General features: G+C 72.5%; 10 protein-coding genes and 1 riboswitch. Of the genes, 9 read left to right on the plus strand and 1 reads right to left on the minus strand.

The annotated features are described in order from the left end of the window. The first annotated feature begins 151 nt into the window (after positions 1-151). The 4 genes from ACFWWQ_RS05250 to ACFWWQ_RS05265 all read left to right on the plus strand — a co-directional run bounded on the left by ACFWWQ_RS05250 (position 152) and on the right by ACFWWQ_RS05265 (position 5,025). Positions 152-1,489, plus strand: coding sequence for a M16 family metallopeptidase (locus ACFWWQ_RS05250; protein WP_384590953.1), 1,338 nt, complete (start codon positions 152-154; stop codon positions 1,487-1,489). A 38-nt stretch (positions 1,490-1,527) separates the two neighbouring features. After that, on the plus strand, positions 1,528-2,910 hold the full coding sequence (locus tag ACFWWQ_RS05255; RefSeq protein WP_384590956.1) for a M16 family metallopeptidase: 1,383 nt from the start codon (positions 1,528-1,530) through the stop codon (positions 2,908-2,910). Positions 2,911-3,154: 244 nt separating this feature from the next. Then, positions 3,155-3,310: riboswitch (cyclic di-AMP (ydaO/yuaA leader) on the plus strand. Positions 3,311-3,323: 13 nt separating this feature from the next. Next, entirely contained in the window at positions 3,324-4,100 is a 777-nt protein-coding gene (locus ACFWWQ_RS05260; protein ID WP_384590392.1) for a M23 family metallopeptidase, read from the plus strand. A 229-nt stretch (positions 4,101-4,329) separates the two neighbouring features. Continuing rightward, positions 4,330-5,025, plus strand: coding sequence for a GntR family transcriptional regulator (locus tag ACFWWQ_RS05265; RefSeq protein WP_384590395.1), 696 nt, complete (start codon positions 4,330-4,332; stop codon positions 5,023-5,025). A 295-nt stretch (positions 5,026-5,320) separates the two neighbouring features. Here the strand turns inward: ACFWWQ_RS05265 and ACFWWQ_RS05270 are convergent, their stop codons facing one another. Beyond that, a complete protein-coding gene (locus tag ACFWWQ_RS05270; protein WP_384590398.1) occupies positions 5,321-5,602 on the minus strand; it encodes an HPr family phosphocarrier protein in 282 nt (93 codons plus the stop codon). 259 nt (positions 5,603-5,861) lie between these two features. Here ACFWWQ_RS05270 and ACFWWQ_RS05275 point away from each other — a divergent pair, with 259 nt between their 5' ends. The 5 genes from ACFWWQ_RS05275 (at position 5,862) to ACFWWQ_RS05295 (ending at position 14,102) form a co-directional block, all read left to right on the plus strand. Next, positions 5,862-8,888, plus strand: a complete 3,027-nt coding sequence (locus tag ACFWWQ_RS05275) for a GNAT family N-acetyltransferase (RefSeq protein ID WP_384590401.1) — start codon at positions 5,862-5,864, stop codon at positions 8,886-8,888. A 119-nt stretch (positions 8,889-9,007) separates the two neighbouring features. Then, positions 9,008-9,601, plus strand: a complete 594-nt coding sequence (locus tag ACFWWQ_RS05280; protein WP_030285252.1) for a DUF5998 family protein — start codon at positions 9,008-9,010, stop codon at positions 9,599-9,601. Next, a complete protein-coding gene (locus ACFWWQ_RS05285) occupies positions 9,601-10,791 on the plus strand; it encodes an alkaline phosphatase family protein (RefSeq protein WP_384590405.1) in 1,191 nt (396 codons plus the stop codon). Before ACFWWQ_RS05280 ends, ACFWWQ_RS05285 begins: the two co-directional genes overlap by 1 nt. A gap of 217 nt (positions 10,792-11,008) precedes the next feature. Then, complete coding sequence (locus tag ACFWWQ_RS05290; protein WP_384590408.1) at positions 11,009-11,659, plus strand: thymidine kinase; 651 nt, start codon at positions 11,009-11,011, stop codon at positions 11,657-11,659. A gap of 205 nt (positions 11,660-11,864) precedes the next feature. Continuing rightward, positions 11,865-14,102, plus strand: a complete 2,238-nt coding sequence (locus tag ACFWWQ_RS05295; RefSeq protein ID WP_384590411.1) for an MMPL family transporter — start codon at positions 11,865-11,867, stop codon at positions 14,100-14,102. The last annotated feature ends 40 nt before the right edge of the window (positions 14,103-14,142 follow it).

The raw sequence follows: 14,142 nt of genomic DNA on the forward strand, positions 1-14,142 counted from the left end.
CAACGCCGGACGCGACTCCCCTCCACGGGGCCGTGGCGCATCTCCCGCCGCTCGTACGGGGGCGGCCGCACGGGAACTTCGCCAGATGCCGACGCGATTGCATACAGTGACAGGACTTCTTCGCAAGCGGATCGAAGGGACGTACATGCCCATGGGTCACACGGCCACAGAAAAAGCCGGCTCCGGCGGCCTGACAGCGACCGAGCACCGGCTGGCCAACGGCCTGCGCGTGGTGCTCTCGGAGGACCATCTGACGCCGGTGGCAGCCGTCTGCCTGTGGTACGACGTAGGTTCGCGTCACGAGGTCAAGGGCCGTACCGGCCTGGCCCACCTCTTCGAGCATCTGATGTTCCAGGGGTCCGCGCAGGTCAAGGGGAACGGCCACTTCGAGCTGGTGCAGGGTGCAGGCGGCTCGCTGAACGGCACCACCAGCTTCGAGCGCACCAACTACTTCGAGACCATGCCCGCCCATGAGCTGGAGCTGGCGCTCTGGCTGGAGGCGGACCGCATGGGCTCCCTCCTGACGGCGCTCGACGAGGAGTCCCTGGAGAACCAGCGCGACGTCGTCAAGAACGAACGCCGCCAGCGGTACGACAACGTCCCCTACGGCACGGCCTTCGAGAAGCTGACGGCCATGGCGTACCCGGAGGGCCACCCCTACCACCACACGCCCATCGGGTCGATGGCCGATCTGGACGCGGCGTCCCTGGAGGACGCGCGGGCGTTCTTCCGCACCTATTACGCGCCCAACAACGCGGTCCTGTCGGTGGTCGGCGACATCGACCCCGAGCAGACGCTCGCCTGGGTCGAGAAGTACTTCGGGTCGATCCCCTCGCACGACGGCAAGCAGCCGCCGCGCAGCGGTGCCCTGCCGGACACCGTCGGCGGCCAGCTGCGGGAGGTCATCGAGGAGGAGGTGCCCTCGCGTGCCCTGATGTCGGCCTACCGGCTGCCGCACGACGGCACCCGGGAGGCGGACGCCGCCGATCTCGCGTTGACCGTCCTGGGCGGCGGCGAGTCCTCACGCCTCTACAACCGCCTGGTGCGCCGCGACCGCAGCGCCGTCGCCGCCGGGTTCGGCCTGTTGCGGCTGGCCGGTGCGCCGTCCCTGGGCTGGCTGGACGTCAAGACGTCCGGTGGCGTGGAGGTCGCGGACATCGAGAGCGCCGTCGACGAGGAGCTGGCCCGGTTCGCCGCCGAGGGGCCGACCCCGGAGGAGATGGAGCGGGCGCAGGCCCAGCTGGAGCGCGAGTGGCTGGACCGCCTCGCGACGGTCAGCGGGCGCGCCGACGAACTGTGCCGCTACGCCGTCCTGTTCGGCGACCCGCAGCTGGCGCTGACCGCCGTGGGGCGTGTTCTGGACATCACGCCCGAGGAGGTGCACGCCGTCGCCCAGGCCCGGCTGCGCCCCGACAACCGCGCGGTGCTGGTGTACGAGCCGACCGCCGCCGACGAGAGCGCCGACAACGACGAGGAGGCGGACCGGTGAGTGACGCCACGACCCGCGAGGACCTGGCCATGAGCGAGATGACCTTCCACCCGCAGCCCCGGGGCGGGGCGCCCAAGCCGTGGGCCTTCCCGGCGCCCGAGCGCGGTGCGCTGCCCAACGGCCTGACGGTGCTGCGCAGCCACCGCCCCGGCCAGCAGGTCGTCGCCGTCGAGGTCGACATCGTCGCGCCGCTGGAGTCCGAGCCGGAGCGCCTGGACGGTGTCGCCACGATCATGGCGCGGGCGCTGTCGGAGGGCACCGACCGGCACGACGCCGAGGAATTCGCCGCCGAACTGGAGCGCTGCGGCGCCACGTTGGACGCGCACGCCGACCACCCCGGGGTGCGGGTCTCCCTGGAGGTCCCGGCCTCCCGGCTGTCGCGCGCCCTGGGGCTGCTCGCCGACGCGCTGCGCGCCCCGGCCTTCCCCGAGGGCGAGGTGGAGCGCCTGGTGCGTAACCGTCTCGACGAGATCCCGCACGAGCTGGCCAACCCGGGGCGCCGCGCCGCGATGGCGCTGTCCAAGGAGCTGTTCCCCGCGTCGTCCAGGATGTCGCGGCCCCGGCAGGGCACCGAGGAGACCGTCGGCCGCATCGACGCGGCGGCCGTCCGGGCGTTCTACGCGGCGCATCTGAGGCCCGCGGCGGCCACCGTCGTGATCGTCGGTGACTTCACCGGCATTGACGTGGACGCGGCGCTCGCCGACACGCTGGGCGCCTGGCAGGGGTCCGCCGCCGAGCCGGTCGCCGTCGCGCCGATCACCGCGGACGACACCGGCCGCGTCGTGATCGTCGATCGCCCCGGAGCGGTGCAGACGCAGCTGCTCATCGGGCGGATCGGCGCCGACCGCCACGACCGCCAGTGGCCTGCGCAGGTCCTCGGCACGTACTGCCTGGGCGGCACCCTGACGTCGCGTCTGGACCGGGTGCTGCGTGAGGAGAAGGGCTACACCTACGGGGTGCGGGCCTTCGGGCAGGTGCTGCGTTCGTCGGCGCCGGACGCGCCCGGGGGCTCCACCGGCGCCTCGATGCTGGCGATCAGCGGCTCGGTCGACACCGAGTCCACCGGTCCGGCCCTCGACGACCTGTGGAAGGTGCTGCGTACCCTCGCGGCGGAGGGGCTGACGGACGCCGAGCGGGACGTCGCCGTGCAGAACCTCGTCGGCGTCGCGCCGCTGAAGTACGAGACGGCGGCGGCGGTAGCGGGCACCCTCGCCGACCAGGTGGAGCAGCATCTGCCGGACGACTACCAGGCGCAGCTGTACGCGCGGCTGGCCGAGACCGGTACGGTCGAGGCGACCGCCGCCGTGGTCAGCGCGTTCCCGGCGGACCGGCTGGTGACGGTGCTGGTCGGTGATGCGGCGCAGATCGCCGAGCCGGTCCGGGCGCTGGGCATCGGCGAGGTGACGGTCGTCAGGGGCTGACGAGCCGGAGGAGCGGTGGCCCCGGCCGGGTCGTCACGGCGGCCCGGCACAGTGGAACAAAAGGGGATCCCGAGGGCGGAAGGCCACCCTCGGGATCCCCTTTATGTCCGGATTTGCTGGCCGCTGGTTCCGTCGCGCCGGTGTGGCGTGACGCACAATATGGCGTTTCTGTTTGCCGATTGAAAGTTGTCACGATTAGCTTCATGCGCGCTGTCCGCCAGCTGCACGCCGCAACCGCGGCATCGGACAGCCATCGCCGAGTCCCCGTACGGCGCGAGCCAGGGGAGCCGGGGACCCACACGTCCCTGGGGTGAATCGGGCGCCTCTCCGGAGGGACCCGTAGGAGACCTTCCTGCTCCGAACCCGTCAGCTAACCCGGTAGGCGAGAGGGAAGGAAAGGAACCAGCCAGCACATGGCGTTCACCCGTGCCACCGGGAAGCACCGCCGTCCGAGCCGCAGCGCCCGGACGACCCGCAACATCGCCGGCATCGCCGGTCTCGCCGCCTCCGGCGTCGTCGTCTCCGTGTCCTCTCCCGCGATGGCCGCCACGTCCGGCGCCGCGCACGACACGGGCCTGCAGCGGGCCGTCGTCCTCGGTGACGAACTCGCCGAGCGCGTCCAGGCCCAGGCCGATGCGCAGCAGGCCGTCGCCGAGACCGCCGAGGCCAAGGCGAAGGCCGAGGCCGAGGCGGAGAAGCAGGCCCGGGCCGCCAAGGCGGCGGCCGACAAGCGGCACGAGGCCGAGGTCCGCGCCGCCCGCGAGGAGGAGCGCAAGCGCCTCAACGCCTTCGTCGCCCCGATTTCCGGCTCGTACGTCTCCACCGCCTACCAGGCGTCCAGCGGACTGTGGTCCTCCGGTACGCACACCGGCATCGACTTCCACGCCGACCCCGGCACCACCGTGCACGCCGTCGGCGCGGGCACCGTCGTCGAGGCGGGGTGGGGCGGCGCGTACGGCAACAACATCGTCATCAAGATGAACGACGGCACGTACACCCAGTACGGCCACCTGTCGCAGATCGGTGTCTCGGTCGGCCAGCAGGTGATGCCCCATGAGCAGATCGGCCTGTCCGGCGCGACCGGCAACGTCACCGGCCCGCACCTGCACTTCGAGGCCCGGACCGGTCCGGACTACGGCTCGGACATCGACCCGATCTCCTACCTGCGGTCGCACGGCGTCAACGTCTGATCCATCTCGCCTCCCGGAGCCCCGGCCCGCCCTCACCGGGCGCCCGGGGCTCCGGTGCGTCCGGTGCTGTACAGCGGATGGCTGGATTTCCCGGCGGTCAGGGAAGGCTCTCACCAAAAGATCTCCATGAATGCGTGAAGGCGGTAAAGGCGCCACCACCGTCGAATAGAGTCGCCGAAAAGGCGCCGTACACCGGCGTTTTCCGGGGAGGACGGTGGAGGCGCCCACGATGACGCAAGGCCAGATTTCCGTGCAGCGCATCTCCGCGGCGATTCGCGACGACATCGTTTCCGGCGTGCTGATCCCCGGCAGCCGGCTCGTCGAGGACATTCTGGCCACCCGTTACGGCGTCTCCCGGGTGCCGGTCCGTGAGGCGTTGCGGACCCTGCAGTCCGAGGGGTTCGTCACCGCGCGACGGCACGCGGGCGCCTGCGTCGCGGCGCCCACCGTCCAGGAGGCGGCCGACCTCCTGGACCTGCGCGCGCTCCTGGAGCCGATGGGCGCCGCCCGTGCGGCGGTCCGCCGCACCGACGCGCATCTGAAGGTCTTACGGGGCGTGGTGCGGCTCGGCAGGGAGCGCGCCCGCCGCGGCTGTCCGGGCGATCTGCCCCGGTTGGACGGCTGGTTCCACGAGACGCTGGCGCGGGCGGCGGGAAATCCGGGGCTGACCGCGCTGCTGACCCAGGTGCGGCGGAAGATCGAGTGGATGTACGTCGTCGAGCTTCCGGCGCGGTATGTGGAGACCTGGGACGACCATGGTGCGGTGCTGGACGCGGTGGCCCGGGGCGACGCAGAGGCGGCGCGCGCCCTGATGGCGTCGCATGTCGCGCGGTCGCTCCCGGCGTACCGCCCGCGGCACCGTCAGCCGGCCGCGGTGCGCCATCCGCAACGTCCCGTCAGCAGCGGGCGGGTGCGTTCTTCATAGGGGCGCGGTATACGGGGCGACCGGCGGGTGGCGGGATCTGTTCGGGGAATTGCGGAAACGGGTGCCGGAAAACGCGCCATCCGGGAATTGCCGCAACCGCGTAGATGCGTATTCATGTATTCGGTCGTGCGGTGCCCGCCGGGGCTGCGGCGAATTGCGAGCGGGGGACAGGTGCCGCCCCGGGGAGCGGTGGCCGTTCCGTTGCCCGGAACGCGAAAGGCCCCGCCGCGGTGACCGTTTCCGGCCGTGACGGTGGGGCCTTTCCCCGGCTGCGGGGAGGTGGCGGCGTCCCGGTTCAGACGGTCTCCGGCAGCTCGTCGAGGCCCTCGGTGACCAGCTTCGCCAGGCGCTCCAGTGCGGCCTCCGCGCCCTCGGCGTCCGAGGCGAGCACGATCTCCTCGCCACCCTGGGCGCCCAGGCTCAGCACCGCGAGCATCGAGGCCGCGTTCACGGGGGCGCCGTCGGCCTTGGCGATCGTCACGGGAACGCCGGCGGCGGTGGCCGCACGGACGAAGATCGAGGCAGGACGGGCGTGCAGCCCCTCGGCCCAACCGACATTGACGCGGCGCTCAGCCATGGTGTTGCCCTTCAAGTCGTCACAGTTATCTAGACCAGTCTCTCGCGCGGTCGCGGGTGCTCCGGAAGCCCCACCTCCGGTGTTCCGCACCCTCGTCCGCACCTTGTCCGTACCTCGTCCGCACCTCGTCCGCACCACGTCCGGACCGGTCCGCGGGTGCCGCCCGACGACTGCCGCCAGGACGCCCGCCGCCGGCCCGGCGCCCGGCCCCGCCCGCGCGCACGAGCCGGTTGTCGGTGCCCGGCCGTACGCTGTCCGCATGCAGCAGCCGCCGGATCGCGCGTACCCGAGCCACTGGGAAGCCGATGTGGTGCTGCGCGACGGCGGCACCGCCCGGATCCGCCCGATCACCCCGGACGACGCCGAGCGCCTGGTCTCCTTCTACGAACAGGTTTCGGACGAATCGAAGTACTACCGCTTCTTCGCGCCCTATCCCCGCCTCTCCGACCGCGACGTGCACCGCTTCACCCACCACGACTACGTCGACCGGGTCGGCCTCGCCGCCACCGTGGGCGGCGAGTTCATCGCCACCGTCCGCTACGACCGGATCAACGACCGGGGTCTGCCGGCCACGGACCCGGGGGACGACCAGGCGGAGGTCGCCTTCCTGGTGCAGGACGCCCACCAGGGCCGCGGCGTCGCCTCCGCGCTGCTGGAGCACATCGCCGCCGTCGCACGGGAGCGCGGCATCCGCCGGTTCGCCGCCGAGGTCCTCCCCGCCAACTCCAAGATGATCAAGGTGTTCACGGACGCCGGGTACACCCAGCAGCGCACCTTCGAGGACGGCGTCGTCCGGCTGGAATTCGACCTCGAACCGACCGAGCAGTCCATGGCCGTGATGCGCGGCCGCGAGCAGCGCGCCGAGGCCCGCTCCATGCAGCGGCTCCTCGCCCCCGGCTCGGTCGCCGTCATCGGCACCGGCCGCACGCCCGGCGGCGTCGGCCGCACCGCCCTGCGCCATGTCCTCGACTCCGGCTTCACCGGCCGCGTCCACGCCGTCAACCGCGCCTTCCCCGAGGGGACCGACCGCCTCGACCCCGAGGGTGTCCCCGCCGTCCGCTCCCTGCGGGAGATCGACGGCCCGGTCGACCTCGCGGTCATTGCCGTCCCGGCCGACCACGTCCCCGAGGTGATCGACGACTGCGGGGAACACGGCGTCCAGGGCGTCCTGGTCCTCTCCTCCGGGTACGCCGAGGCCGGAACCGAGGGGCGCGAACGCCAGCGCGCCCTGCTGCGCCGCACCCGCTCCTACGGCATGCGCCTGATCGGCCCGAACGCCTTCGGCCTGATCAACACCGCCCCCGGCGTCCGGCTGAACGCCTCCTTCGCGCCGGTGATGCCCGCCACCGGCCGCATCGGGCTGTTCACCCAGTCCGGCGCGATCGGCATCGCCCTGCTCAGCGGCTTGCACGAGCGCGGCCCCGGGGACGGCTCGCCCGCCGGGGTCTCCACCTTCGTCTCCGCCGGAAACCGCGCCGACGCCTCCGGGAACGACCTGCTCCAGTACTGGTACGACGACCCGGACACCGACGTCGCGATCCTCTACCTCGAATCCATCGGCAACCCCCGCAAGTTCACCCGCCTCGCCCGCCGCACCGCCGCCGTCAAACCGGTCGTCGTCGCCAAGGGCGCCCGCCACCACGGCACCGCGCCCCTGGGGCACACGGTCCCCACCGTCCGCATCCCGGACAGCACCGTCGCCGCCCTGATGCGGCAGGCCGGTGTCATCCGCGTCGACACCGTCACCGAACTCCTCGACGCCGGGCTGCTGCTCGCCTCCCAGCCGCTCCCCGCGGGCGCCCGCGTCGCCGTCCTCGGCAACTCCGAGGCGCTCTCCCTCCTCGCCTACGACGCGTGCCTGACCGAGGGTCTGCGCCCGCGGCGCCCCCGGGTGCTGCCCTCCGCCGCGACCCCGCACGACTTCCACACCGCCCTCGCCGAGGAACTGGCACGCGAGGGCTGCGACGCCGTCGTGGTCACCGCGATCCCCTGGGTGGGGGAGGGCAACGCGACCGCCCCGGGGGAGGGCGAGGAACTGGCCGCGGCACTGCGCTCGGCGGCCGCCGCGGGCCCGGCCAAGCCAGTGGCCGTCGTGCATCTGGCCATGGATGCGCTCGCTACGGCGCTTGCGGCTCCGGCCGGCCCGGGGGTGCCCAAGGACGTTGTCCCGAGGGCACCCGATAATGCCCCGAGCGCGGGCCTCGGCGTCCCGGCCACCGGCCCCGCCGCCCGAGCTGCAGACCCAGATGCTCCGGCCACCGGCCCCGCGGAGCCCGCCGCCCAGGCCGGACCGGAAGCCTCCGGCGCCGGAGCCGCAGCGCCCGCCGCCTCGGCCGGACCCGAGACCCTCGCCGCAGACGACGTTCCCGTGGCCCCCACCTCGCCCACCGCGCCCTACCCGCTCGCCCGCACCCCGCTCCCCGCCTACCCCGCCGCCGAGCGCGCCGTCCGGGCCCTCGCCGAGGCCGTGCGGTACGCCGCCTGGCGCCGGGAGGTCGCCGAGCCGGGCCGGGTCCCCGCGTACGACGACATCCAGGAGGCCGCGGCCGGTGCCGACATCGCGCGGCTGCTCGACCACCTCGACCCGCCCGCCGGCCGCTCCGTTCCGCTGCCCGCCGAGGATGCCGCCGCCCTGCTCGCCCGCTACGGCATCCCCACCCAGCCGTCGCTGCCCGCCCCCGGCCCGGACGCCGCCGTCCGCGCCGCCGCCCGCCTCGGCTACCCCGTCGCCCTCAAAACCACCGCGCCCCACCTGCGCCACCGCAGCGACCTCGGCGGCATCCGCCTGGACATAGCCGACGAGGAGGACCTGCGCCGCACCTACGGCGAACTGACCGCCTCCCTCGGCACCCCGGAGGAGCTTGCGCCCGTCGTGCAGAAGATGGTGCCGCGCGGCGTCGACACGGTGGTCCGCGCCGCCATCGACCCGGCGGCCGGTGCCGTCCTCTCGTTCGGCCTGGCGGGCGCCCCCTCCCAGCTGCTGGGCGACATCGCGCACCGCCTCATCCCCGCGACCGACCGCGATGTCGACGCCCAGATCCGGTCGATCCGCGCCGCCCCCCTCCTCTTCGGCTGGCGCGGCTCCCAGCCCGTCGACACCGCCGCACTGGCCGAGGTGCTGCTGCGGGTGTCCCGGCTCGTCGACGACCACCCCGAGGTGGTGGGCGTCGACCTGGAACCGGTCGTCGTCGCCCCGCGCGGTCTGTCGGTCCTCGGGGCATCCGTCCGCCTCGCCCGCCCGCCCGCCACCACCGACCTCGGCCCCCGCCGCCTGCCCGTCTACTGACCCCCCGCGCGGCGCGGCGGGAGCCGGGCCCCGCCCCGTGTGTCCGCCGTACCAGCCCCCGCGGACCGGCTTGTCCCAGGCGTCCTGCCGCCCCCCTGTGGGCCCGTAAGATGGAGGACATGGCTAAGACCGGTACGACGACCCAGGGGCTGCGCGCGGCGATCGAGCGCAGCGGCTACTACCCGGCCCTCGTGGCCGAGGCGGTGCAGGCCGCCGTCGGCGGTGAGCCGGTCGCGGCGTACCTGGTGCACCAGGAGACGACCTTCGACGCCAACGAGGTCCGCCGCCATGTGACCGTCCTCGTCCTCACCGACACCCGCTTCATCGTCAGCCACACCGACGAGCAGGCCGCCGACGCCACCTCCCCGTCCCCGTACGCCACGACCTCCACCGAGTCCGTGAAGCTCGGGCGGATCTCCTCGGTGGTGCTCAGCCGCGTGGTGGCCAACCCGGAGTCGTACACCCCGGGCCAGTTGCCCCGCGAGGTCGTGCTCACCATCGGCTGGGGCGCCGTCGCCCGCCTCGATCTGGAGCCCGCCACCTGCGGCGACCCCAACTGCGAGGCGGATCACGGCTACACCGGCTCCTCCACCGCCGACGATCTCTCGCTGCGCGTCAGCGAGGCCGGTGACGGGCCCGACTCCGTCCGCGAGACGCTCACCTTCGCGCAGGCGCTCTCCGAGGCCACCGCGGCCACCACGAGCGCCCGCTGATGGGGTACACCGCCCCCGCCTGGCCGGAGCCCGAGCCGCTCGACCCGCTGACCGCCCCGCTGCCCCGGTACGGCACCGGCTCGCTCGCCGATCTGCTGCCCGCCGTCGTCGCAGGTCAGGGTGTGTCCGGCCCGCCGACGTCGATGGAGTTGGCCCCCGCCGACCGGGCCTGCGTCTTCCTCATCGACGGCCTCGGCTGGGAGCTGCTGCGCGCCCACCCGGATGAGGCGCCGTTCCTGACGTCCCTCCTGGACACCTCCTGCAACGGCACCGGCCGCCCGCTCACCGCCGGTTTCCCCTCCACCACCGCCACCTCCCTCGCCTCCGTCGGCACCGGCCTGCCCCCGGGCGCCCACGGCCTGCCCGGCTACACCTGCGAGGACCCGTCCTCCGGCGCGCTGATGAACCAGCTGCGCTGGCAGCCGTGGACCGACCCGTACGCCTGGCAGCCGCATCCGACGGTGTTCCAGCTGGCCGACGCCGCGGGTGTGCACACCTGCCAGGTCTCCGCGCCTCACTTCGCGCAGACCCCGCTCACCAAGATCGCGCTGAGCGGCGGCACCTTCCACGGCCGCCTCAGCGGCGAGGAACGCATGGACCTCGCCGCCGCGCAACTCGCCGCGGGCGACCGCTCGCTGGTCTACACGTACTACGCGGAGGTCGACGGCAACGGCCACCGCTACGGCGTGGACTCCGATGCCTGGCGCGGTCAGCTGATGTACGTCGACCGGCTCGCGCAGCGGCTCGCCGAACAACTCCCGCCGCGCAGCGCCCTGTACATCACCGCCGACCACGGCATGATCGACATCCCCTTCGACCCGGAGTCGCGCATCGACTTCGACGAGGACTGGGAACTGCGTGCCGGGGTCCGTCTGTTGGGCGGCGAGGGCCGCGCCCGTCATGTCTACGCCCACCCGGGAGCGGCGGACGACGTCCTCGCCGTGTGGCGGGAGGTCGTCGGCGAGCAGATGTGGGTGGCGAGCCGCGACGAGGCCATCGCGGCGGGCTGGTTCGGGCCACACATCGACGACCGGGTGCGCGGCCGCATCGGTGACGTCGTCGCCGCCGCCCACGCCGACATGGTGATCATCGCGAGCGAACGCGAGCCCGGCGAGTCGAAGATGGTCGGCATGCACGGGTCGATGACCCCCGTGGAGCAGCTCGTTCCGCTGCTGGAAGTCCGCGCCTGACCCGCGAAGCCCGCGCCTGACCCGCGAAGCCCGCGCCTGACCCGCGAAGCCCGTACCTGACCCGCCCCGTTCCGCCACGCCGTCACGATCCCGAGGGGCTCGCGTTCCGGCGTCCCGTAGCCGGTGTCCCTTCCGGGCGCGCCCGGCGGACCGACGCGGCGCCCCGGTCCGGCACGCCGTCCACCGCACCCGACCGTCCGAAAGGCCCCCTCTCCTGATGTCCGAACTGGTCTTTTTCTCCGGCACCATGGACTGCGGGAAGAGCACCCTGGCGCTCCAGATGGGCCACAACCGCTCGGCGCGCGGCCTGCAGGGCGTGATCTTCACTCGCGACGACCGGGCGGGCGCGGGCAAGCTCTCCTCGCGGCTCGGCCTGGTGACGGACGCCGTCGAGGCGGCCCCGGACATGGATCTCTACGCCCATCTCATCGGTGAGATGTCGAAGGGCGGCAAGGTCGATTACGTGATCGTGGACGAGGCGCAGTTCCTCCACCCCGAGCAGATCGACCAGCTCGCGCGCGTCGTCGACGACCTGGGGCTGGACGTCTTCGCGTTCGGTATCACCACCGACTTCCGCACCAGGCTCTTCCCCGGCTCCCAGCGGCTGATCGAGCTGGCGGACCGGATCGAGGCCCTGCAGGTCGAGGCGATGTGCTGGTGCGGTGCGCGCGCCACCCACAACGCCCGCACAGTGGGCGGCGAGATGGTCGTCGAGGGCGAGCAGGTCGTCGTCGGCGACGTGGACCAGCACGAGGGCGACGTCGGCTACGAGGTGCTGTGCCGCCGACACCACCAGCGCCGGGTGACCAGCGCCACCGCCCGCGCGGACGTCCTCTCTCCGGACGTCCTGCCGGTCGACCCTGCCTGATCTTTCCCGCTGGGTCCCTGCCGATTCTGCGGGCCCTCGTGCGGCCGTCGCCGACGGCACCCCCGTTCCGCCGCGCCCGGATGCCGTTACGCATTCCGGATTGACCGCCCCATGCTTCATGTGTAACTTCCGACTTACATCTGATGGACGTGAGTGAGCGTTGTCCGTCGAGCCGGGGGGCAGTGCCGTGAAGGAGCTGGGTTCGGTGAAAAAACAGCCACTCAAACAGCCACTTACCGTGCGGGTGGCGAGCTGGAGTGCCTTGCACCCGGCGCGTGCCGTCATCGGCTGGTTCGTCTTCGTCGCCCTGTGTCTCGCGCTCGGAAGCCTGGTCGGTACGGACGAGGCGGGCGACAGGGACTACTGGGTGGGCGAGGCGGGCCGCGCCGAGGCCCTCGCGGCGGAGGGCAACCTCCAGCACAAGGCGGCCGAGCGCATCATGATCACCAACAGGTCCGGTGACCCCGTAGGCGCGGCGGCTCGGAGCGCCGCACAGGACGTCGTCACCCGGATGAAGCCGTTACCCGAGGTCCTCCGCGTCGCCGGCCCGGTGCGTGCGGAGAATCGCCGGATGCTGATGGTCGAGGTGACCCTCAAGGGCCCCCGGCTGGAGGCTCAGCAGCACCTCGACCCGCTGCTGAAGCAGACCGCCGAGGTGCAGCGCGGCCACCCGGGCCTGCGCGTCGAGGAGACCGGTGACGCCTCGGTCGGCAAGGGCCTGGACACCTCGCGCGACGACGACCTCGCCACCTCGGAAAAGATCACCTTCCCGATCACCCTGATCACCCTGCTCGTCGCCTTCGGCTCGCTGATCATGGTCGGCGTGCCGCTGCTGCTGGCGGTCTCCTCCATCGGCGCCGCCATGGGCCTGTGCCAGCTGGTCTCGCATCTGCTGCCCGACGCGGGCGTCGGAAACAGCCTCATCCTGCTGATCGGCATGGCGGTCGGCGTCGACTACACGCTCTTCTACCTCAAGCGGGAACGGGAGGAACGGGCTCACGCCGATGGCCGGGTCGGCCCCGAGGTGCTGGTGGGGATCGCCGCCGCGACCTCGGGCCGGGCCATCGCGGTCTCCGGCCTCGCTGTGGCCCTGACCACCGCCACGCTCTTCCTCGCCACCGACGTCATCTTCTCCTCGCTCGCCGTCGGCACCATCGTCGTCGTCCTCGTCGCCGTCCTCAGCTCGATGACGGTGCTGCCCGCGCTCCTCGTCCTCATCGGCCGCCGTCTGGACCGTAAGGCGGCCCGCGCGGCGGAACGCGGCAGGCGCTCCCGGCGCAGGCCCGAGCGGACCGGCCGGGTGTGGACCGCACTGTTGCGACCCGCCAGGAACCACCCGGCGGTCACCCTCCTGGTGTCGTTGCTCGTCATGACCGGCCTCGCCGTCCCCGCATTCGGGATGCACCTGCGCGTACTGAACACCGCCACCCACTCCCGGTCCATCCCCGCGATGAAGGTCTACGACCGGCTCAACGCCGCCTTTCCCGATCTGCTCGCCTCCCACTGGGTCGTCGTCAAGAGTGATACCGGCGAGGTCGGCCAGGTACGCACGGCGCTGAAGGACCTCGCCCAACGGGCCGAGACCGACCCCATGTTTTCCACGAAACCACCCGAGCTGACCTCGACCCCCGATGGCCGGATCAGCATGATGACCCTCTCCGTGCCCTACAACCTCAGCTCCCCGCAGGCGTCCGGCTCGCTGAAGGAGCTGCGCGAGAGCTACCTCCCGGCCACGCTCGGGAAGGTGCAGGGCGCCGAGTACGCCGTCACCGGCCCCGTCGCCCAGGACGCCGACTACCTCTCCCACCAGAACGACAAACTGCCGGCAGTCGTCGGGCTCCTGCTGCTGCTGACGTTCGTCATGACGCTGCTGGTCTTCCGCTCGGCGGCCGTCGCCGCGATGGGCGTGGTGCTGAATCTGCTGTCCGTCGGCGCGTCGTTCGGCCTGGTGGTCGCCTTCTTCCAATGGGGCTGGGCCTCCACGGTGTTCGGCTTCGAGGAGAGCGCCACCCACGCGATCGGCTCCCGGGTGCCGCTGTTCCTCTTCGTGATCCTCTTCGGACTGTCGATGGACTATCAGGTCTTCGTCGTCAGCCGGATCAAGGAGGCGGCGATGCACGGGGTGCCCACCCGGCAGGCGGTGATCGAGGGAATCGACAAGTCGGCAAAGGTGGTGACCAGCGCGGCCGTCGTCATGGTCACGGTGTTCGCGAGCTTCATGTTCCTGCACCTGGCGGAGATGAAGCAGATCGGCTTCAGCCTCGCGGTCGCTGTCCTGCTCGACGCCTTCATCATCCGCGTCATGATCCTGCCGTCGGCCCTGATTCTGCTCGGCAACGCCAGCTGGTGGCCGTCCCGCGGCATGCGACGCGCCCAGGGACTCGCCACCCCGGTGCCGCTCCGGGAAGTTCCGGTACCGGCGGCTCACGCCACCGCCGACTGACGGGTCTTGGACCGGCCCCGGGAGCCTCCGCCGCGACCGC

The organism is Streptomyces sp. NPDC059080 (genome assembly GCF_042739975.1).
Taxonomy (GTDB): domain Bacteria; phylum Actinomycetota; class Actinomycetes; order Streptomycetales; family Streptomycetaceae; genus Streptomyces; species Streptomyces benahoarensis.

Coding starts and splice junctions, on each gene's coding strand:
- ACFWWQ_RS05260 (WP_384590392.1), top strand. CDS start 3,324: ATGGCGTTCACCCGTGCCACCGGGAAGCACCGCCGTCCGAGCCGCAGC.
- ACFWWQ_RS05280 (WP_030285252.1), top strand. CDS start 9,008: ATGGCTAAGACCGGTACGACGACCCAGGGGCTGCGCGCGGCGATCGAG.
- ACFWWQ_RS05290 (WP_384590408.1), top strand. CDS start 11,009: ATGTCCGAACTGGTCTTTTTCTCCGGCACCATGGACTGCGGGAAGAGC.
- ACFWWQ_RS05270 (WP_384590398.1), bottom strand. CDS start 5,602: ATGGCTGAGCGCCGCGTCAATGTCGGTTGGGCCGAGGGGCTGCACGCC.
- ACFWWQ_RS05285 (WP_384590405.1), top strand. CDS start 9,601: ATGGGGTACACCGCCCCCGCCTGGCCGGAGCCCGAGCCGCTCGACCCG.
- ACFWWQ_RS05275 (WP_384590401.1), top strand. CDS start 5,862: ATGCAGCAGCCGCCGGATCGCGCGTACCCGAGCCACTGGGAAGCCGAT.
- ACFWWQ_RS05250 (WP_384590953.1), top strand. CDS start 152: ATGGGTCACACGGCCACAGAAAAAGCCGGCTCCGGCGGCCTGACAGCG.
- ACFWWQ_RS05265 (WP_384590395.1), top strand. CDS start 4,330: ATGACGCAAGGCCAGATTTCCGTGCAGCGCATCTCCGCGGCGATTCGC.
- ACFWWQ_RS05255 (WP_384590956.1), top strand. CDS start 1,528: ATGACCTTCCACCCGCAGCCCCGGGGCGGGGCGCCCAAGCCGTGGGCC.